At 39.3% G+C, this 19,975-nt stretch carries 17 protein-coding genes, 2 pseudogenes and 1 riboswitch; of the genes and pseudogenes, 18 read left to right on the forward strand and 1 reads right to left on the reverse strand.

Going from position 1 to position 19,975, the window contains the following annotated elements:
- The first annotated feature begins 8 nt into the window (after positions 1–8).
- The 15 genes and pseudogenes from WBW42_RS02345 to WBW42_RS02415 all read left to right on the forward strand — a co-directional run bounded on the left by WBW42_RS02345 (position 9) and on the right by WBW42_RS02415 (position 16,561).
- Complete coding sequence (locus tag WBW42_RS02345; protein ID WP_032056501.1) at positions 9–959, forward strand: 3-hydroxyacyl-CoA dehydrogenase NAD-binding domain-containing protein; 951 nt, start codon at positions 9–11, stop codon at positions 957–959.
- Between the two features lie 236 nt (positions 960–1,195).
- Positions 1,196–2,359 carry a zinc-dependent alcohol dehydrogenase gene (locus WBW42_RS02350; RefSeq protein WP_017402877.1) on the forward strand — a complete coding sequence of 388 codons (1,164 nt, stop codon included), beginning with the start codon at positions 1,196–1,198 and terminating at the stop codon, positions 2,357–2,359.
- A 189-nt stretch (positions 2,360–2,548) separates the two neighbouring features.
- A riboswitch (guanidine-I (ykkC/yxkD leader) is annotated at positions 2,549–2,644 on the forward strand.
- Positions 2,645–2,672: 28 nt separating this feature from the next.
- Positions 2,673–3,413, forward strand: a complete 741-nt coding sequence (locus WBW42_RS02355) for an urea amidolyase associated protein UAAP1 (protein WP_032056499.1) — start codon at positions 2,673–2,675, stop codon at positions 3,411–3,413.
- Positions 3,414–3,428: 15 nt separating this feature from the next.
- On the forward strand, positions 3,429–4,082 hold the full coding sequence (locus WBW42_RS02360) for an urea amidolyase associated protein UAAP2 (protein ID WP_032056498.1): 654 nt from the start codon (positions 3,429–3,431) through the stop codon (positions 4,080–4,082).
- A gap of 2 nt (positions 4,083–4,084) precedes the next feature.
- A pseudogene (locus tag WBW42_RS02365) lies at positions 4,085–4,867 on the forward strand (biotin carboxylase N-terminal domain-containing protein); the annotation flags it as partial.
- A pseudogene (locus WBW42_RS02370) lies at positions 4,867–6,765 on the forward strand (ImcF-related family protein); the annotation flags it as partial. The pseudogenes WBW42_RS02365 and WBW42_RS02370, both read left to right, overlap by 1 nt.
- Positions 6,766–6,802: 37 nt before the next feature.
- The gene (gene tagF / locus WBW42_RS02375) at positions 6,803–7,762 is read left to right on the forward strand and encodes a type VI secretion system-associated protein TagF (protein ID WP_014206363.1); all 960 of its coding nucleotides are present in this window, start codon (positions 6,803–6,805) and stop codon (positions 7,760–7,762) included.
- Positions 7,763–7,764: 2 nt separating this feature from the next.
- Entirely contained in the window at positions 7,765–8,532 is a 768-nt protein-coding gene (locus WBW42_RS02380; RefSeq protein ID WP_005076738.1) for an OmpA family protein, read from the forward strand.
- Between the two features lie 16 nt (positions 8,533–8,548).
- Positions 8,549–8,812: a PAAR domain-containing protein gene (locus tag WBW42_RS02385; protein ID WP_004793184.1), complete on the forward strand. Its 264-nt coding sequence runs from the start codon at positions 8,549–8,551 to the stop codon at positions 8,810–8,812.
- A gap of 148 nt (positions 8,813–8,960) precedes the next feature.
- A complete protein-coding gene (gene tssH, locus WBW42_RS02390) occupies positions 8,961–11,642 on the forward strand; it encodes a type VI secretion system ATPase TssH (RefSeq protein ID WP_080776913.1) in 2,682 nt (893 codons plus the stop codon).
- A 22-nt stretch (positions 11,643–11,664) separates the two neighbouring features.
- Entirely contained in the window at positions 11,665–12,759 is a 1,095-nt protein-coding gene (gene tssA / locus WBW42_RS02395) for a type VI secretion system protein TssA (protein ID WP_032012867.1), read from the forward strand.
- A gap of 16 nt (positions 12,760–12,775) precedes the next feature.
- Positions 12,776–14,140 carry a type VI secretion system baseplate subunit TssK gene (tssK, locus tag WBW42_RS02400; RefSeq protein ID WP_032056494.1) on the forward strand — a complete coding sequence of 455 codons (1,365 nt, stop codon included), beginning with the start codon at positions 12,776–12,778 and terminating at the stop codon, positions 14,138–14,140.
- Positions 14,141–14,157: 17 nt separating this feature from the next.
- Entirely contained in the window at positions 14,158–14,964 is an 807-nt protein-coding gene (icmH, locus tag WBW42_RS02405) for a type IVB secretion system protein IcmH/DotU (protein ID WP_002114531.1), read from the forward strand.
- A 12-nt stretch (positions 14,965–14,976) separates the two neighbouring features.
- Positions 14,977–15,600, forward strand: a complete 624-nt coding sequence (locus tag WBW42_RS02410) for a hypothetical protein (protein ID WP_017385507.1) — start codon at positions 14,977–14,979, stop codon at positions 15,598–15,600.
- A gap of 7 nt (positions 15,601–15,607) precedes the next feature.
- Entirely contained in the window at positions 15,608–16,561 is a 954-nt protein-coding gene (locus WBW42_RS02415) for a M15 family metallopeptidase (protein WP_032012871.1), read from the forward strand.
- Here the strand turns inward: WBW42_RS02415 and WBW42_RS02420 are convergent.
- Positions 16,558–17,415 (reverse strand): LysR family transcriptional regulator, encoded by an 858-nt coding sequence (locus WBW42_RS02420; RefSeq protein ID WP_163114364.1) that lies wholly within the window; start codon positions 17,413–17,415, stop codon positions 16,558–16,560. The two genes, WBW42_RS02415 and WBW42_RS02420, sit on opposite strands and share 4 nt — an antisense overlap.
- Before the next feature lie 147 nt (positions 17,416–17,562).
- On the opposite strand from WBW42_RS02420, the gene WBW42_RS02425 reads away from it, so the two are divergent.
- The 3 genes from WBW42_RS02425 to WBW42_RS02435 are packed head-to-tail and all read left to right on the forward strand — an operon-like array spanning position 17,563 to position 19,911.
- The gene (locus WBW42_RS02425) at positions 17,563–18,231 is read left to right on the forward strand and encodes an ankyrin repeat domain-containing protein (protein WP_032056492.1); all 669 of its coding nucleotides are present in this window, start codon (positions 17,563–17,565) and stop codon (positions 18,229–18,231) included.
- Between the two features lie 16 nt (positions 18,232–18,247).
- A complete protein-coding gene (locus tag WBW42_RS02430; protein WP_032056491.1) occupies positions 18,248–18,730 on the forward strand; it encodes a nucleoside deaminase in 483 nt (160 codons plus the stop codon).
- On the forward strand, positions 18,730–19,911 hold the full coding sequence (locus tag WBW42_RS02435; RefSeq protein WP_032056490.1) for a cyanate transporter: 1,182 nt from the start codon (positions 18,730–18,732) through the stop codon (positions 19,909–19,911). Before WBW42_RS02430 ends, WBW42_RS02435 begins: the two co-directional genes overlap by 1 nt.
- The last annotated feature ends 64 nt before the right edge of the window (positions 19,912–19,975 follow it).

Below are 19,975 nucleotides of genomic sequence, written 5' to 3' on the forward strand. Positions count from 1 at the left end.
AGGAAAATATGGAAGTCATTAAAACGGTTGGTGTTGTTGGAGCAGGTGTAATAGGTGCAAGTTGGACGGCCTTATTTTTATATAAAGGATTTAAAGTTAATGTTTACGACCCGTATCCGATCGATGAAGCGGTCTTTAAAAAAAGAATATCTGCAAATTTAAATGATTTATTGGCTTTAGATCAAAACGTTGAACGCACTCATACTCAACCAGATGTACTGCTTCATCTGGAAATTTTTAATCATTTAAAAGATGCAGTTTCAGATGTAGATTTTATTCAAGAAAATGCCCCTGAACGTCTCGATGTGAAACAAAAGCTATATCAAGATATCACAGCATATTGCCCTGAACATACCATTATTGCTTCAAGTTCATCGGGCTTAAAAGTGTCTGATTTTCAAAAAGAGGCGCAACATCCTGAACGGATTTTATTAGGTCATCCTTTTAATCCGCCTCATCTTTTACCTTTGGTCGAGATCGTTGGTGGTAATCTGACTGATCCTCAAATTTTAAAACAGGCTTCTGAGTTCTATAAACAACTAGGCAAGAATCCAATTGTTTTAAATAAAGAAGTAAAAGGGCATGTGGCAAATCGTTTGCAGGCTGCGCTATGGCGAGAAGCCTTTTCACTGGTTGAACAAGGCGTGTGCTCTGCTGAAGATGTCGATGTCGCGATTACCAGTGGGCCGGGTTTAAGATGGGCGCTCTTTGGCCCCTACATTAATATGCAGCTTGCCAACCAAAAGGGCTTTAAAGAAGCAATTCATCATTTAGGCCCACCAATGACAGAATGGTGGAATGATATGCACACATTTCAACATTCAGATGAGACAACAGAGTTATTGGAAGCACAAACCAACCAGCTATTAACACAATATAAAGATATCGATTTATATGAAACCAGAGATAAAGGTCTAGTCGATATCTTAAAGCTCAGACAGCAACTTAAGTTAGATTGAGTCAAATTTTGAAGACAAGCCAGTCATTTTATTGCAGAGATGATTGGCTTTTTTGTTGGGGTAAATAACAAAAACATGCCTAGCTGAAACAATCCTATATTCATTAAATGTTACTGAAATTCCTATCGCGTTGCATTTGAACTATATGCCTTACGTGAAAAGTAAGAATCGTTGCAAATCGTAAAGAAAGCCTCCTCATAATCAAAGGACATGATAGAAAATAGAGGAATAACAATATGCGCGCTTTAACTTACCACGGTGCAGAAGACGTTCGAGTAGAAACAGTAGCAGACCCTATTATTCAAGAACCAGATGACATTATTTTACGCGTGACTGCCACAGCGATATGTGGCTCTGATTTACATTTATATCGAGGCAAAATCCCTAGAACCGAACAGGGCGATATCTTTGGGCACGAATTTATGGGTGTGGTTGAAGAGGTTGGTCCAGCTGTCACCGCAGTCAAAAAGGGTGATCGTGTCATTGTTCCTTTTGTGATTGCCTGTGGCGAATGTTTCTTTTGCCAACTAGACCTGACCGCTGCCTGCGAAACCACGAATACAGGGCGCGGCGCAATTATTAATAAAAAGCAGATTCCACCAGGCGCAGCTTTGTTTGGTTATAGCCATCTTTACGGCGGTGTACCGGGCGGGCAAGCGGAATATGTGCGTGTGCCAAAAGCCAATAAAGGCCCTTTTAAAGTGCCAACTTCACTGTCAGATGAAAAAGTACTTTTCTTGACCGATATTTTACCGACTGCTTGGCAAGCCGTGACCAATGCCCAAGTGAAGCGTGGCTCAACCGTTGCAATTTATGGTGCTGGTCCAGTCGGACTGTTAAGCGCTGCTTGTGCCAAGATGCTCGGTGCTGAAAAGATATTTATGGTCGATCACAATGACTATCGATTGAACTATGCAGCGGCAACATACGGTGCTATTCCGGTTAATTTTGACGAAGTCGACGCGGCCGAATTTATTATTCAACATACCGACAATTACCGCGGTGTTGATGCTGTGATTGATGCAATTGGTTTCGAGGCCAAAGGCAGTGTGATTGAAACAGTGCTCACCAATCTAAAGCTTGAAGGCTCAAGTGGTGCAGCACTGCGTCAATGTATCGCGGCAGTTCGCCGTGGTGGGGTGGTCAGCGTACCGGGTGTATATGCAGGCCCGATTCATGGTTTCTTATTTGGTGATGCTTTTGATAAAGGCTTAACTTTTAAAATGGGTCAAACTCATGTGCATCAATATTTGCCGCAACTGTTAGAATTGATTGAGCGTGGTGAATTAACACCCGAAACGATTATTACTCACCGAATGAAATTAGAAGATGCCGCAGAGGGTTATCGCATTTTTAATGAAAGAGAAGAGGACTGCCGTAAGGTGATTCTACTTCCTTAAGATTCTCAATCTTATAATTTAGTTTCAAGCCTCTTCGTAAAAGGGGCTTTTTTATTTTCAAGATGCACAATTTTTAGTGCAGCTTTTTATTTTTGAACTTAAACCGCACCCAAACAGCTCAAGTTTAGTATTACTTTTAACCAAAAAAGTAATACTAAGCTGGCATGTCCTTTGCATAGTCATAATCAATCAAAAGTGATCTAGGGTTCCGATACTTACAGTATGTCTGGACCGAGAGTTCACGGTTCCTAGCGAACTACACGGAGGGATAAAAGCCCGGGAGGAAGTCTAAAACTATCCGACAGGAGTAGCTATGAACACTGCAAGTTATCATAACAATCAGGCGATTTGGACCGAACTTTTACCCGGCGGACATCACTGGTCGGGTCGTATTCAAAAAGGAACCATTCTTAGATTTACATCGCTTGGCGCTCAGGCAAATGTTTCTTTGTTTTGTGTAAATGCTGCCGATGTGCTTGAACGTTTTAACATGCCCGACAGTTTAAAAGGGCAACACACCGCCTATTTAAAAGCTTCCAATGTGCTCTATTCAGACCTTGGCCGTGTCATGGCTTCCATTATTCATGATGACCATGGCTGGAACGATGCGCTTTGTGGCCCAAGCCGACCTGAGCAAATTGAAAAGCAATTTGGTGCGCGTACATTTCAAGATGCCCGCAATGATATGTACCAAAACGGCTTAGACAGCTTACTGATTGAAATGTGTAAATACGGACTTGCCAGCCAAGATCTGAGTGCCGCCGTTAACCTATTTTCTAAAGTTGTGCCAGATGAAAACGGCGCTTTGTCTTATGTCAGTTCTGACAACACCAATCAAAGCATTGAACTGCGCTTTGAAATGGACTGCTTAATATTTTTATCTGCTGCACCGCATGGTTTAGACACCAGCCCAATCTATCAACCTGCCGATATTCAACTTAGTTTATTTAAAGCCAATTCTCTAACAGACAGCGATATTTGTCGTGATGCATGTTCGCAAAATCAGCGTGCCTTTCAAAACACAGCCCGCTACTACGCGCTTAGCAATATTTAAATCAGGAGAAGCATCATGACAGTTTTACAATCATTTGAAAAAGCAGTTTTAAATGAAGTTTGTCCTGCGGGTGAAGCGTGGATGTGCGAGGTTAAAAAGGGCCAATATTTTCGAATTATTGACCTTGAGGGAAACCAAGCGGTCGATACTTTATTTATGAGTGCCGACAATCCAACTGAGCGTTATAGCGCAATGGACACTTTGGCTATCAACCAACAGATTTATTTAGAAAAGGGCACCAAGCTCTATAGTAACTTTGGCCGTGCAATTGCCGTTATTCATGATGATAACTGCGGGCGCCATGACACCATTGGCGGTGCCTGTTCTTGTGAAAGTAATACGGTTCGTTATGCACATGATACGTATCCCATGCATAGTTGCCGTAACAACTTTATGTATGCCTTGGCAAAACACCCGATTGCAAAAAAGCATGGTTTAAATGTCCGACACATTGGCCCAAACATTAACTTTTTTATGAATGTGCCTGTGACACCAGACGGCCAGCTTAAATTTGATGACGGAATTTCAGGCCCCGGTAAATATGTAGAAGTTCGGGCAGAAATGGATTTAATTGTTTTAATTTCCAATTGCCCGCAGCTAAACAACCCATGTAATGCCTATAACCCAACCAAAATTCAACTGGTTGTCCGTGAAGCGGAAGGGGTGTAAGCATGTTTAAAAAAGTTCTGATTGCTAACCGCGGTGCAATTGCCTGTCGCGTAATTCGCACCCTTAAAAAACTCGGGATCGCTTCGGTGGCTGTTTACTCCGAAGCCGACCGTGATTCTTTACACGTGACTTTGGCCGATGAAGCTTTTCTGATTGGTCCTGCACCTGCGCATCAAAGTTATTTAAATATTGAAAAAATCCTTGAGGTTGCAAAACAGTCTGGCGCAGAAGCCATTCATCCCGGTTATGGTTTTTTGTCTGAAAATGCCGAGTTTTGTGATCTGTGCGAAAGCCAAGGTATTGCGTTTATTGGGCCAACTTCAAGCCAAATGCTCGACTTTGGGTTAAAGCATACTGCGCGTGAACTTGCTATTAAAAGCAATGTGCCTTTACTTCCGGGCAGTTCATTACTTGCCGATGAAGCTGAGGCTTTAATCGAAGCGGCCCGTATTGGTTATCCGGTCATGCTGAAAAGTACCGCGGGTGGTGGTGGTATTGGTATGCGTCTGGTCTGGAACGAAACCGAGTTAAAAGATGCCTACCAAACTGTGTCTTATTTAGCGCAGGTCAATTTTAAAGACGCAGGGTTGTACTTAGAAAAATTTGTACAACACGCGCGCCACATCGAAGTGCAAATTTTTGGTGATGGGAAAGGGCAAGTTTTAGCGTTGGGTGAGCGTGATTGTTCGGTGCAACGTCGTAATCAGAAGGTGATTGAAGAAACACCTGCACCACACTTAAATGAACAGCAACGCGACTATCTTCAAAAAGTTGCGATTCAACTATGATTCAAGAAGCTGAACAGATCTTGTCGTATGCAATGACCTTAGCAAATGATAAACAATTCCCAGTTTTAGAAGCAGATTCGCAAATTGTTGATCAAACTCGTCAAGTATTGCTCTCTGTTGTTCGTGGGATGCCAGCGCGTGATCGTGTTTATAACGAAATAAAAATGCGTGCTGCGGTACGTTTCCCAGCGCTGACTGTAAGTCAGATTGTGGGTGAGGCAAATAAAAATATTGTATTGGGTAGTTATGCATTACCTGGCGTATTTACCCAAAAAGCTTGGAATGACTATGTAGAAAAAGCAATTGAGGAAGCTGCAGATAAGCCAACAGACAGTAAAGACTGGGTGTTAAATAGTCGACAATCTGATGATTTAACTTTCTCGGGTAGTCCAGAGCAAATTAGAAAGCAGCTAACAGCGCTTTATAAGCAAGAATACATTGCTGAATGGAGAAAATTCTTAAGTGGTATTCACTATGCTAAAGCTGGCCAATTTGCTCAGCAAGTAAAAAATATTGATGTTTTAGGTGAACCGCAAAACTCTCCAATTAGAACATTAATTGAAAGAGTTGCAGTCGAAACAAATTGGGATAATCCGGTTGTTCAAGCTGAGCTTGCAGCTCCACAAAAAGGATTTATTGCATGGTTTAAACGTAAAGTTTTAAATCATGATGACAAGCAAGTTGCTAATCAAGTGGCAAACAATGCCCAAGGTGCTATTTCTCAAGAATATCAAATGTTCTACCAGTTGGTTCGCAAACGTGATGATCAACAAGGTAAGTCATTGCTTGATGAATATATGACAAATTTAGCACTCGTTCGTAGTAAGTTTAATGAGCTTAAAAATGCGGGTGAAATTGGGCCTAATGCAATGACATTAGTCAAACAGACCCTAAATGAGCAAACGTCTGTATTTAACCAAACTCAAAAAATTGTAGATGAAAAAATGGCGGTTGGTTTCAATGAAATTGATCAGCGTTTACTGCAAAAATTAGTAGTTAGCCCACTTACGCAAGCTTTTGAGAGTTTAATTACACCGACACAAGACGAAATTAATAAATTATGGGTAATGCAAGCCTATCAACCATTTACAGCAAATCTTGCTAAGAAATATCCATTTAACTCATCAGCTTCTTTACAAGCAACAAGTAGTGAAATTGGTCAAATCTTGGGTGAGAACGGTAGTATTTCTCGCTTTGTAAAAGAAAGTCTTGATCCATTTGTGATTCGTCGTGGCTATACGTTAACGTCTAAAACTTGGAAAGATTTAGGCATTAGTTTAAATCCTCAATTCGTTATGAATTTCCAAAGATATGTGGCACCAGCCAATGGTATGGCAACTGGTGAGTTGAATGCTCAAGCTCCAGCTGCTCCAGCGACTAACCAATCGAACTTCCAGTTCTACCCAATTCCAAACCCACAATTGCTTTCATATACCGTTGATATTGATGGTCAGCGTATGACTTATGAAAACGGTGTTCAGCAGTGGGTTAACTTCATTTGGCCAAACCAAGGCAGTATTCCAGGTGCTCGTATTACCGCTGTAGATTTACAAGGCCAAACCCATACAATTTTTGATGAACCAGGTGAGTACGGTATTAACCGTTTAATTGATAGTGCTCAACGTAAGGAACAAAATGGTGGATTTGAAATGCTTTGGCGTAGTAAAACTGATCCATCATTATTTGTAAAAATGAATTTCCGTCTAATTAGCAGTAATTCAGGCAGTATTGGTTCAAGCCGTGGTTATGCAGGTATGCAACTGGTTGATAAAGTCACTGCCGACAAAGCAGCTCGTGTGGTGTCTGCTCAGCAAGCTCCAGCTCAAGCTACTCCAGCAAGAACTGAAAATCCTGTTTCAGCACTTGCTCAGCCTTCTGCGGGAGTTAAACCATGACATGGAAAATAACCTCTATGCGAAAGGAGGAGCAATAATGCAAACATTAAAAACAACTCCTTTGTATTACGGCAAAAGTCCTGCACGAGGTGACTTTTTAAAAACAAAAGGTCAGAATGCTCTAATACAGTTGCTTGATCAGTGGATTACTGAAGCATTGGAATACGCAATGCAATCAGGCAGCTTTAAAGAAGCTTATAACACGTTACCTTCACTGGATTTCTTTATTGCGAATCCGAAAGAAAATATGTTTTTAGCGGCAAATCTACTCGCAAGTGAAGATAGTTCAGGTCGATCTTTTCCAATGGTACTGAGCCATTTGTTAGAAATTGATTTACCGTATGATAATTTGTTGTATGCGCCCTATAGCTATAAACATGTACTCGTTGATTTATTTCAAAACAATCGTGCTTTAAAAGGAATTAAAGATTCCGATCTGTTACTTGGAAAATTAGGTCACTTACAAAATCAAATTCAGGTTTTAACTGAACGCGAGTGTGTAGGTTTCTATGAAAATCATACGATGCACTCATTTGCTCAATTAATGAAGTTAAGTATTTATGAATTAGCTCAAAGTATGATTGGTCTAGGATTATTACTGCAGCCGATTTTACAAAATGGAACCAGTCGGTTAAATAAAGTTTTAATCTTACCTATTAATAATCCTGCTTACAGTTATGAAATAGCAGCATTTTGGGTCAGTATTATTTGCCGTTTTTTAAAAGAACATAATACTGAGGTGCTGATAGGTTTGCTACATCGAGAGCAACCCGTATTATTCTTCGGTTTTCAAGGGGCGGATATTTTAGCCCTTAGCGATATTTTTACTCAGAATATGGATAGTAAACACTGGGTTTCTTTAATAGAAGCACAATGGATTGATACTTATTTGGAGCAGAATGCTGGTTTAGCTACGCTAGAACAATCATTATGCCAACGCCAACTAAGTTTAAATCAAGGTTTAAAACTATTTAGACAGACTTTTTTGGGTGAATAATAATGAATCAACGATATCAAACTAAACTTTCACAGCTCATAAAAGGCTGTTTTATCTATGCAATCGCTAACTATGCTTTAGCTCAGCCGATTGTTGTAGAAGGAGTCGTTCCTAACGAGGCAAGTAAACAGGCCATCTTATTAAAAATGCAATCTGTTTATGGTGCTGATCAGGTTGTCGATAAAATACAAGTGAGACCCGTAGCTGCTCCAAATGGATGGAGTGATTCCGTGACTCGAGTGATTACACCTGATCTTAAAAAGGTCTCACAAGGCAAATTAAGCGTAAACGGCACACGTTTTGAGTTGAGTGGGAAAATGCTGAACCCAGCAGATATCCAGCCTACAATTCAATCTTTTCAAGGACTAGTGCAACCGCCGTATCAACTATATTCACAATTATCAGTTAATCAGGCTGAGCAGAAAATTATTGATGATGCACTTAAAAATCGAATTATTGAGTTTGAATCTGGTAGCGCAGTTTTAACTGATGCAGGTCAAAAAATTCTAGATGAGATGGCTATTGCTTTAAATAAAGTAGGTGGTAAGAAAGTCAAAATCGTAGGACATACAGATAGTTCTGGTGATGCGAATAAAAACTTAAAACTTAGCCAAGACCGCGCATTAGCAGTTAAAAACTATTTGATTAGTAAGAGTATTCCCGCCGACCATTTATCTACAGAAGGTTTAGGTTCATCTAAGCCAGTTGCAGATAACACTTCTCCGGAAGGAAGAAAGAAAAACCGTCGGATTGAGTTTACTGTTCTATAAATATAAGGAGAAGAACATGGCTAGCCCTTACATTACGATTGGATGCCCAACAACTGGTGGAGGGCAAGTCATTTCAGGAAACAGTACATTTTTAATTGATGGAATTGCAATTGCCTGTGTAGGAGATAAGGCTACTTGTCCGTTACACAAAACGGTTTCTACGATTGTATCGGGAGACCCAAATATGCTTGTCATGGGAAAATCCGCAGCACGTGTAAATGATTCATTATCATGTGGCTGTAAATTATTACCAAAACAGAGTTTAGTTAATCAAGGATAAGGGTAGAGATATTTTTATATAGATATAAATATCTACTAAAACATATTAACGCTTGAAATGATGAGTAGTTTGTCTGATAAAGCTGAATTTTGTTAATATACAGGCATTATGATTTTAAGCATTAAATTATTTAAAAATATTGAGAGTAATGATGAGTAATTTAAAAATTTTAATTACAAAACTTTCTACAGTTGCACGAACTGCCTTAGAAAAATCGGCTAATGCTTGTGTTATTCAACAAAATTACGAAATTGAAATTGAGCATCTATTTTTAGAATTACTTAATCAATCTTTAGAGAATGATTTAAAAATTTTATTAAAGAAATATAAAATTTCATCTGAAGCTTTAGCTGATGATTTAAAAGAAACAATTTCTCAATTACCAAAAGGTAATACTCGAACTCCTATTTTTGCTAAATCTATTGTTCGTTTGTTTGAACAAGCTTGGTTATTAGCTTCGGCTGAACAAAATCCCGTTATTCGTAGTGGTCATTTATTAGTTGCATTATTAACTGCGCCTGATTTATATCAAATTGCAACAAGAGCTTCGAGTTTATTTGACCTTTTACCGATTGATTCAATGAAACACAAGTTTCTTGAAATTTGTGAGAAGAGTGTTGAACAACAAGATGAAACAAAAACACCACCTGATGAGGCAGAGTCAACAGAGGCGACTGTAGCAAATACCAAAGTAGCTAAAACACCTGCACTTGATCAATATACGATTAATCTCACTGAAAAAGCGAAAAAAGGCGGTATAGATCCAGTTATTGGACGTGAATATGAAATTCGCTTAATGCTCGATATTTTAATGCGTAGACGCCAAAACAATCCGATCTTAACGGGAGAGCCAGGTGTTGGTAAAACAGCTGTAGTGGAAGGTTTGGCTTTAAAAATTGCTCAAGGTTTAGTACCAAACGCCCTAAAAAATGTCCATTTACATGTGCTGGATATGGGACTTTTACAGGCGGGTGCAAGTGTTAAAGGCGAGTTTGAAAACCGTTTAAAACAGGTTATCCAAGAAGTTCAAGCTTCTACTCATCCTATTATTTTATTTATTGATGAAGCGCATACTTTAATTGGTGCAGGTGGACAAGCAGGGCAAAATGATGCTGCAAATCTTTTAAAACCAGCACTTGCACGTGGTGAGTTGCGTACGATTGCTGCGACAACTTGGGCAGAATATAAACAATATTTTGAAAAAGATGCTGCATTGAGCCGACGTTTTCAGGTAGTAAAAGTAGAAGAGCCAACCGAAGAAGTTGCAGTAGATATGTTGCGGGCGATGATTCCAGTCATGCAGCAGCATTTTAAATTGCAAATTGATGATGAGGCGATCGTTACTGCGGTTCATTCTTCACATCGATATATTAGTGGACGCCAACTTCCAGATAAAGCAATTAGTGTGCTTGATACGGCTGCAGCACGTGTTGCGTTGACCCAAAATGCTCAACCTGTAAAGCTTGATCAGTTAAAGGCCCAAGAACATAACTTAAAGCTTGAACAGCAAATTTTAGAAAATGAACATCGTCAGATTCCAATTCATCATGAACGATTGGAAGCTTTAAAAGCTAATTTAGAGTCTTTGCAAAAAGAGATCCAACAAACCGAAGAGCAGTGGCAAAAAGAATTAGAACTTGTCCATAAAATTCAAGAGTTAGAAGCACAGAATCATGCTAATGAGTCTGAAGCTTTCGATCAGATTAATCTACTGCGTAAAGATCTTGCTGATATTCAAGGTCAGCAACCCTTAGTATTTGAAAGAGTAAACTCTCAAATCATTAATGAAATTATTTCTGATTGGACAGGTATTCCTGTTGGAAAAATGGTTAATGATGAAATTAAACAGATATTAACGCTTGAAGATAAATTGGGCGAGCGTGTAATGGGGCAAGATTATGCACTCACACAATTAGTTCAAGGCATTAAAACTTCAAAAGCAAAACTTGAAGATCCTAATAAGCCACAAGGTGTATTTCTTTTAGTGGGACCGAGTGGTGTAGGTAAAACTGAAACTGCATTAACTTTGGCAAATGAGTTATATGGTGGTGAGCAGCATTTAATCACCATTAATATGTCTGAATATCAAGAAGCCCATACTGTATCTTCGCTTAAAGGTGCACCTCCTGGATATGTGGGATATGGTCAAGGTGGTGTTTTAACAGAAGCTGTTCGCCGTAATCCTTATAGTGTTGTGTTGCTTGATGAAATTGAAAAAGCACATAGTGATGTTCAGGAACTGTTCTATCAAGTATTTGATAAAGGTACTTTAGAAGATGGCGAAGGACGAGTAATTGACTTTAAAAACACCACTATTTTGTTGACTTCTAATGCCGGCTCAAGCGCGATCATGCAAGCTTGCTTAAATACACCAGTCGAAGACTGGCCGACAGCTGAAGAGTTGATTGACCACTTAAAACCAAGTTTATATAAGCAATTCAAGCCTGCATTTTTAGGTCGGATGAGAATTGTGCCATATTTCCCATTGCATGACGATCTACTTGTACGAATTATTAAACATAAGTTAGGCAAGATCACAGCAAGAATTGAAAAACAATACGGTACACAAGTCCAGTATTCTGAAGATTTGGTAGAGCTACTTTTAAGTCGCTGTACAGAAGTCGATAGTGGTGCACGTAATGTTGATAATATTTTAAATTCTACGGTGTTACCTGCATTGGCTACAGAAATTTTAGTGGCTTTAGCAGAGCAAAAGTTGCCAAAAATTATCATGATTGATGCTAAAGATGACGAAATTCAATATGTACTAGATCCAGTTGTAAAAGCTGCTAAAAAAAGGACTAGTAAAAAATTGAAGTCAGAAGTTTAAAATTGAATAGAGCTAAAATTAGATGAATATTGATATTTCTGAACTACTCGAACCCATTAGTGATAGTTTACCTTGTGGTGATGACTTTTCGTTTTCTAATGAATTTCATGAAATAAAAAAAGCGAAGACACAAGATGATCTATTACTAGATCAAGGTGATTGGGTTGCTGAGCGCAAACAAGCCGATTGGGACTTTGTAGCAAAGAACACGAGTGTTTTGCTAAAAGATAAAACGAAAGATATTCGTCTATTAACTTGGCTCTTAGAGGCTTGGACTCATCTTTATGGTTTTGAAGGTATGGCTAAAGGTTTAACTTTAAGCCATACCATGCTGAATCAATACTGGCAGGAAATTCACCCTGTTATTGAAGATGATGACTTAGATCAACGCATTGGTTTATTACAGGGTTTAATTAATCAACTTCCGATGTTGTTAAAGAAGGTTTCTTTAACCAATACAGCTCCTTATTATAATTTGCTTGATTACGATAATTTTCTATATCACGAAAATGTTCGCCGTAAACAAACTGAAGAGTATGACAGCCAGTCAGGACCATCTGAATTAGAACAATTCGACCAAGCCATTTTTAATACTTCTAAAACTTTTCAATACTCTAATTATCAAGATTTTAGTTCAGTCTTAACCGAGTGGGATGTTTTAAAACAGACTCTTGATCATTTAATGGGATTAGATTCGCCGAGTTTTGCTGCTATTGATTCGGCATTTGAGACTATTCACAGCACATTACGTAAGATTTATAAAGCAGAAGCTTTTGGTACAGGGCTTGCGCCAATTCAAGAACAGGCTACTGTTATCACGAGTTCATCTATGGAAAATCAAGTGCCTGTACAAGTTGTTTCAGATCAGCCAGCTTTTCAGCCTCAAGCACAAACGCACTTGGCTAACCGTGAACAAGCAATGAAAGTATTGCAAGAGATCGCAGATTACTTCCAAGCAAATGAACCTCATAGTCCTGTGAGCTATATGCTTCAAAAAACGATTAAATGGAGTCAAATGCCATTACACGAGTGGTTAGCGCAAGTCATTAAAGATGAGCATCCATTACAAATGGTTCAGGAAATGTTAGGTGTGCAGCCTAAAAATGAATATGAATAAAGATTGGTAAAGACATATGTTTAAAGCTGAAAAAGTCCTGTGGGGCGAAGGTTTATTTTTAAGACCTCAACATTTCCAAATTCAAGATACGTATCATGAACAACGCCTAAATCATACGGTTCGCGCAGTTGTGCCTTTTTCGTATGGTATTCAAAACTTAAGTTTCGATGAAGCTCAGTTGAGTACGCATATCCTTGCTCTTGAGTCTGTAGAGATGATCTGGCAAGACGGTGAAATTTATCAGGCACCGGCATATGATCTATTGCCTGAACCAATTTTATTAGACGATCTTAATTTACGTGGTGAGATGCTAATCTATTTAGCATTGCCGCTTTTACAAGCAAATAAGCAAAATCTAATTGATCAAAACCAAGTGCAAAAGGGTAGATATCAATCTCACCTTGTTGAAACGCATGATTTATTTACTAATGCTACTGAAGCAGATATTAGTTTGCTACGCCGACGTGCTGTTTTTAAATTATTAGATGTACATAGTAATCCAGACCACAATCTAGATGGTTTCTTATATCTGCCGATTGGAAAGATTAAGCGCCAAAGCTCCGGCGCTTTTGAAATTGATCGAAAGTTTATTCCGCCAATTTTGCATGTGGATGCCTCTGAATCACTCATTTCAAACTTAAAAAGAACACTGAATGTGATTAAGGCAAAAATTAAGACGATTCAAACCAATAACCGAGAAAATGAACAGAAGTTAATTGAATTCCGTTCAGGTGATATCGTTTCATTCTGGTTAGTAAATGCCTTAAACACAGCTCATGCTGGCCTGAATCATTTTGTGCAATATCCACAAATCCATCCAGAACGTTTGTTCTTCGAATTGTTACGTTTAGCAGGTTCTTTATTAACCTTCTCGACGGCGTATGATGTTGATCAGTTGCCTGCCTATAAACACCATAATTTACAAGAAAGTTTTTCGCAGTTAGACACGATTCTACGTGATTTACTCGATACGATTATTTCGAGCCGTTACATCAGTATTGCACTTAAAGAAATCCGCCCTTCATATTGGGTGGGAAGTCTTGAGACCGATAAGATTACTCGAGATACTCGACTTTATATTGCAGTATCAAGTAGCGCAATGCAGACACATGAGTTGATCCAGATTGTACCTTTACGATTCAAGATTGGTAGCACTTTAGATGTTGAGCAACGTGTAGTTGCTGCATTACCTGCAATTCCATTGCATCACTTGATTCAGGTTCCAACAGCGATCCCAGTACGTTCTGGCGTGAGCTATTTTGAAGTTGAACCGCATCATGAATTATACCAGCGCATGTTAGATTCAGAGACGATTTGTATTTATGTTCCGGCTGGCTTCCAAGATATCAGTATTGAACTGATTGCGGTTATGAACGCTTAAGGGTAAAGGAGAGAAAAATGTCACAATCCACAGGTGCTCCTTCTTTATTTGACGATGGGCAAATTGGAACGGGTGGGAACAATAATAGCCAGTCTCAGGCAAAACTACAGGCAATCAATCTTATTGATTTATTGCATGATGGCTTTTATTTGGTTTTTTTGATTCGAAATCAGTATGTGCCGGCAGATGCTCAGCAGTTTCGTGAAAAAATCTTAAATTTACTCAATCAATTTGAGCAACAAGCCAAAAAATTGCAATTTTCAGCTGATGATATTCATGATGCTAAATATGCATTTTGTGCTTTGATTGATGAAACTATCGTAACGCAACAAGACCCAAGCTATTTTAATTTACAAAATGCTTGGTTAATTAGCCCATTGCAATTGAGCTTGTTTGGTTCTCAGTTAGCCGGGTATCGTTTCTTTGAAATATTGGAACAATTGCGAAGTCGTGGAAAAGAACGTCTAGCTGCTTTAGAAGTATTTCATTACTGCCTTTTGCTCGGTTTTCAGGGTAAGTACCGAATTGAATCTATTGAAAGTCTCAACCACTTAGTATCAAGAGTGGGTGATGAAATTGACTATTTAAAAGGGAAAAAAGTTGCTTTTTCGCCGTTCTCGGCAATTCCCGATCAAATACGAAATATTATTCATCGTGAAGTACCTTTCTTTTGGATTTTGATCTTTTTATTGATTTTTGCATTACTTACCTTTGCAGGCTTAAGATTTATGCTCAACAATCAAAATGATAAAGCATTATCTAATTATCAAAATGTGATTTCTGCTCCTCAAGAGCAAGCACATATTACAATTTATTTACCTTGATGATGGAACGAAATGGCTCAGGAAAAACCAACTTCTATTCGAGTTTTACAATCGAATAAAAAAAAGCCGAAATCACCAGTACTTTATATTGTAATTGGCGTGATTGCAGGGGTGTTTGTCAGCATCTCGCTATTCCTGTTCTTGTCTCAACCGAATTCGCCAGAATCAGCAGCAATTGAGAGTAAATCAACGGAAGAGCAAATTTTAAATCAAGATGCTGTACATTCTTCAGATGAACAAAATCAGGTTGCTGTAAGTCAAGATAACGAGACGGACTCAATGAGTCGTGATGGCTTTGAACAGCCAAAAGATAATGAGTTAAGCAATATTTTTAAACCTGTTCCGCATAAAACTGTTGCTACGAATGAACAACGAGTTTCACCATTTGATGAACAGCTAACAGGTGAAAAGAAAGTTCAGGTTGTGCCTCAGCTACAAACGGGTGCAGCTAAAGCGGCTCAACCCAAAATACAGCCAGCTCAGCAAAAACCTGTGAGTAAGCCGCAGCAGCAACAAGTGGCGCAGGCTAAACCCGTAGTTGAGAGTAAAGCTCCAGCCGAACCAGAACCTGAGGTTGAGCCGCCTAAGGCATCGGTAGATATTAAAATTACACGAAGTCCTTTTGCCGTGAATTAATGAACTGATGATGATCTTTCTCATTTTCTTTTGCTTTACATGTTTGGCAATTGGTTTAGCGTTTTTAATGTCTTATGAACTCAGGAGTAGAAGCAAAGATTTTGTTTTGTCATTACTGCCCCAAGGGCGTAAACAGCTTAATCAGGTTAAACAATTTGCTCAAACCATGAATCAGGCAGCTGCTCCTGAAAAATTACAATCTCATTGGCATTTACAGCAGTGGTGGATTGTTATTGCGGGCTTTTTCTTGTTTGCTAGTATTTTAGTGTTTGCTTTAACTCGGCCTATTAGCTCAACCCGAATTGAAGCTGAATATCTGAAAAAAACAGATCCTCAAATTTATGCACTTTTAAATGGTGAAATATTATCGCCACCGCCAGAAGTGGATGAGAGCCTAATTGAAGCTGCAATTGTTGAGGCCACGCAGTTAGAGCAGCAATATTCGTCTCAAAATAGTGGAGCTATTAATTCTTCACCGATTGATAATGCAAGTTTCGATGGTCGAGCTATTTTGGATACAAATTTAGTTGATCGTAAATGGGACAAAATGAACCCACGATATAAACAGCGTTTACTCATGGTCTTTAAAATCATGAAAGAACAATATGGTTATGAGTTGGTTCTATTAGAAGGCTATCGTAGCCCAGCACGTCAGAATATGTTGGCTGGCAATCCAAATACGACTAGAGCGAGGGGGTATCAAAGCTATCACCAATTTGGTTTAGCAGCTGATGTAGCATTTAAGCGAAATGGAAAAGTGGTTATTTCTGAGCGAGATCCGTGGGCAATGCAAGGCTATCGATTATATGGTCAAGTCGCCGAATCGGTTGGTTTGACTTGGGGTGGACGTTGGAAATCTATCCAAGATTATGGGCATACCGAGTTCCGTATGCCAGGCTTAAGAAAAACTCAAGAAATGGCAGAAAAACTGATTGCTGAAAGTTCGAATGATATAAGTTAAATATTTATTGAGGATTGAAAACGTTCTTGTAAAACAGTCGTCATTTTATGTACAAGCTGGGAAATTATCCCAGCTTTTTCCCATGTGTAAATTGAAACGGTCATAGGCGGCACAGCTCCTAATGCATCATATCGACGTACTCTCCGGCCATTGGTCTTAGCTACAGGCAATAAAGATAATCCTAATCCTGTTTCAACACTGACTAACACGCTTTCTAGACTACTACCCGTAAATGCAATATACCAACGTCGCCGTTCGCGCTCTAAGGTTGTGAACATTTCGTCCCGATAAAGTCCGCCTTGAGGAAAGGTCACTAAACTTATGGGATCAGACCATGCAGTTGTTGAATTCTCACTTTCAAACCATGCCATTTCTTCTGGGAATGTAGCGTGGTGATCAGCACTGGCCGCAGGTTCTTTGACAATAATAATATCGAACTCACCATTCCGATAACGTTCTGTTAAGTTGCGACTCAAGCCAGAGGTTACGTCTAAACGAATGGAACGATGCTCTTTGGCAAATATACCAAAAACTTCGGCCATTGCTTGGCTCATCATATCTTCTGGTAAACCAATACGAATGGGAATACTTCCTGCTGGATCTTTAAGTAGCGCTTCAGCTTCTTGTTGGAGAGTCAAAATCCTTTGCGCATAACCAATTAGATATTCTCCAGATGCCGTCAATTTGAAAGGTCTTGCTGTCCGATCTATAAGGGCATGACCGACAGATTCTTCAAGTCGTGCTAACTGCTGACTAACTGTTGATTGAGTCAGGTGTAATCGTTCGGCAGCTGCGGTAAAACCGCCAGTTTCAAAAATAGTGACGAAAGCACGTAAAAGGCGAGGATCAAACATATTAGGTACCGCCACACTAAAAAGCCAATAAGATAAGTATTTATAATCTTAATACTATCGATTAAATAATTTAATTTCCAAATACTTTTGGTGATCTTTATTCTATTTATAAAATGTTTAGCCAAAAATTTCTATTGGGAGGCCACCATGCGTAAGTCACTAATATGGATGAATCTGATTGTCGCATTAGGGGCGTCGGGTTTTACAAATATGACGAATGCAATGGGTGAGTATCCTTTACATCAGGCAGTGATAAATAATGACACACAATCTATCAAACGGATTTTATCTCAAAAAGCTTTAATTGATGAGCGAGATGAAACTGGTTCGACTGCTTTGATGGTCGCTACAAGAGCAAATAATGTACATGCTGCTCATATGCTGATAGAGGCTGGTGCCGATGTAAATGCAAAAGACAATATTCAAGACAGTCCATATTTATATGCTGGTGCACAGGGATATTTAAAAATTCTAAGAATGACACTCATGCATGGTGCCGATTTAAAAAGTATTAACCGTTACGGTGGAACTGCGCTAATTCCAGCAGCGGAACGAGGCAATGTTGAAACAGTCCGTACATTAATTGCGGCCGGTGTAGATGTTAATCATGTGAATAATTTGGGTTGGACAGCATTACTTGAGGCCATCATTTTGGGAAATGGAGAACCTAAATATCAACACATTGTAGAGCTTTTATTGAAAGCAGGTGCTGATCCGAACTTGGCAGATAAAGACGGGATAACTCCCTTAGAACATGCGCGGTCACGAGGATACCTCGAAATTGAAAAAAGACTTCTTGCAGCTGGTGCAAAATAGAAAGTGAGAGTATGTGATGGAAAAAGGTGAACAGTTTTTACGTAAGGCGATTGAGCTTGCCTATAACAATATCGAAAAAGGTGGCAGGCCATTTGGTGCTGTGGTTGTAAAAAATGGAGAAATTATTGCTTCAGGCGTAAATCAGATTCTGGTAACGAATGACCCAACCGCACATGCTGAATTACTGGCGATTCGTGCAGCCAGCCAAGTTTTAGGATCTGCCAATTTAGAAGGCTGCTCTGTGTATGCAAGTGGCCATCCATGCCCAATGTGTATGGCTGCGATGCGTTTAGCTGGTATAAAGTCGGTGAGCTATGCTTATTCTAATGAAGACGGAACACCATTTGGTTTGTCTACAGCTGAAATATATATTGAGCTTGCCAAGCCCTTTGCTGAGCAATCAATGAAAATTCAATATATACCGATCAGAGTTGAAAACCGCACTGATCTTTATGCGCATTGGAAGAATTATCAAGCCAATCATTCAGGCTCAAAATAATGAAGCAGTCTGGAGCTTTTTTGACCCAGCCGATGCTCATTGTAACTGTGGCTTTAGTTGGCCTTAATTTAAGACCATTTATAACGAGTATTGGACCATTGATTGCCAATATTCGAACAGCCACTGGTTTAAGCTTACAAGGGATAGCACTACTTACTTTGCTACCGATGATGCTTATGGGAGTCATTGCATTTGTTGGCCCAATATTGCAGAACTATGTCGGCGAACGAAAAGCTATTCTTGGTGCATTGCTGGCCATTTGTGGAGGATGTGCTGTCCGATTTTTATTTCCTACATCCGAAGGATTAATTCTTAGTGCAATATTAATTGGATTCGGAGTTGCGATGATACAAGCGGCTTTTCCCGGTATGATTAAACGAGAATTTAGTCAATATATTGGGCCGATGATGGGGCTTTATTCGGCTATGCTCATGGGAGGAGGAGCACTAGGTGCATGGTTAGCTCCTATAATTTCAAATATAACGGATGTCTGGTCGATTGGCCTAGCTTTTTTTACCATTCCAGCTTTATTTGCATTTATATTGGCGCTTGTCTTTTTACCTATAAAAGTTAGTTCATCCATTCATCATGCGCCTGTACGCAAGTTGTTAAATCAACCTCGAACATGGTTATTAATGATGTGCTTTGGACTTGTAAATGGTGGCTACTCGTCCGTAGTAGCGTGGTTGGCACCTTCTTTTCAAGATCAGGGTTGGAGTGCAGCACAAAGTGGAAAATTACTCGCTTTGCTGGCCTTGAGCCAAGCAGCTTCAGCGCTAATTTTGCCTGTTTTAGCTAGGAAATATAAAGACCGACGTCCATGGTTATGGTTTACGTTGGCAATGCAGCTAGTCGGTTTCTCTGGAATGGCTTTTATGCCTGATTTTGCCTCTATACTTTGGGCAATTTGTTTGGGCGTAGGTTTGGGGGGATGTTTTGCATTAATGCTTATCGTTGCATTAGACCATTTTGATGATCCGACTCATGCAGGTGCTTTATCTGCACTGATGCAGGGTGGTGGTTTTTTACTGGCAGCAATCCCGCCGTGGATTATTGCAATTTTGCATGATCTTACGGGGGGTTACAAAGCAGGATGGCTTTTCCATTTAGCCAGTGTGATATTGGTTGTTATTTTAGTGATTAGATTGGCTCCTAAAAGTTATTTTAAGATGAGTCTGTAAAATGTTGAGTTAGCCGAGATTTTTTTTATAAAGAATTACTGATGCTAAAGCACAAGCAAATTAG

The sequence above is a fragment of the Acinetobacter sp. LT1 genome (assembly GCF_059800965.1).

What these genes read in the sequence shown, in the direction of transcription:
- WBW42_RS02345 (WP_032056501.1), top strand. Translation starts at nt 9, where the DNA reads ATGGAAGTCATTAAAACGGTTGGTGTTGTTGGAGCAGGTGTAATAGGT.
- WBW42_RS02350 (WP_017402877.1), top strand. Translation starts at nt 1,196, where the DNA reads ATGCGCGCTTTAACTTACCACGGTGCAGAAGACGTTCGAGTAGAAACA.
- WBW42_RS02355 (WP_032056499.1), top strand. Translation starts at nt 2,673, where the DNA reads ATGAACACTGCAAGTTATCATAACAATCAGGCGATTTGGACCGAACTT.
- WBW42_RS02360 (WP_032056498.1), top strand. Translation starts at nt 3,429, where the DNA reads ATGACAGTTTTACAATCATTTGAAAAAGCAGTTTTAAATGAAGTTTGT.
- tagF (WP_014206363.1), top strand. Translation starts at nt 6,803, where the DNA reads ATGCAAACATTAAAAACAACTCCTTTGTATTACGGCAAAAGTCCTGCA.
- WBW42_RS02380 (WP_005076738.1), top strand. Translation starts at nt 7,765, where the DNA reads ATGAATCAACGATATCAAACTAAACTTTCACAGCTCATAAAAGGCTGT.
- WBW42_RS02385 (WP_004793184.1), top strand. Translation starts at nt 8,549, where the DNA reads ATGGCTAGCCCTTACATTACGATTGGATGCCCAACAACTGGTGGAGGG.
- tssH (WP_080776913.1), top strand. Translation starts at nt 8,961, where the DNA reads ATGATGAGTAATTTAAAAATTTTAATTACAAAACTTTCTACAGTTGCA.
- tssA (WP_032012867.1), top strand. Translation starts at nt 11,665, where the DNA reads ATGAATATTGATATTTCTGAACTACTCGAACCCATTAGTGATAGTTTA.
- tssK (WP_032056494.1), top strand. Translation starts at nt 12,776, where the DNA reads ATGTTTAAAGCTGAAAAAGTCCTGTGGGGCGAAGGTTTATTTTTAAGA.
- icmH (WP_002114531.1), top strand. Translation starts at nt 14,158, where the DNA reads ATGTCACAATCCACAGGTGCTCCTTCTTTATTTGACGATGGGCAAATT.
- WBW42_RS02410 (WP_017385507.1), top strand. Translation starts at nt 14,977, where the DNA reads ATGGCTCAGGAAAAACCAACTTCTATTCGAGTTTTACAATCGAATAAA.
- WBW42_RS02415 (WP_032012871.1), top strand. Translation starts at nt 15,608, where the DNA reads ATGATGATCTTTCTCATTTTCTTTTGCTTTACATGTTTGGCAATTGGT.
- WBW42_RS02420 (WP_163114364.1), bottom strand. Translation starts at nt 17,415, where the DNA reads ATGTTTGATCCTCGCCTTTTACGTGCTTTCGTCACTATTTTTGAAACT.
- WBW42_RS02425 (WP_032056492.1), top strand. Translation starts at nt 17,563, where the DNA reads ATGCGTAAGTCACTAATATGGATGAATCTGATTGTCGCATTAGGGGCG.
- WBW42_RS02430 (WP_032056491.1), top strand. Translation starts at nt 18,248, where the DNA reads ATGGAAAAAGGTGAACAGTTTTTACGTAAGGCGATTGAGCTTGCCTAT.
- WBW42_RS02435 (WP_032056490.1), top strand. Translation starts at nt 18,730, where the DNA reads ATGAAGCAGTCTGGAGCTTTTTTGACCCAGCCGATGCTCATTGTAACT.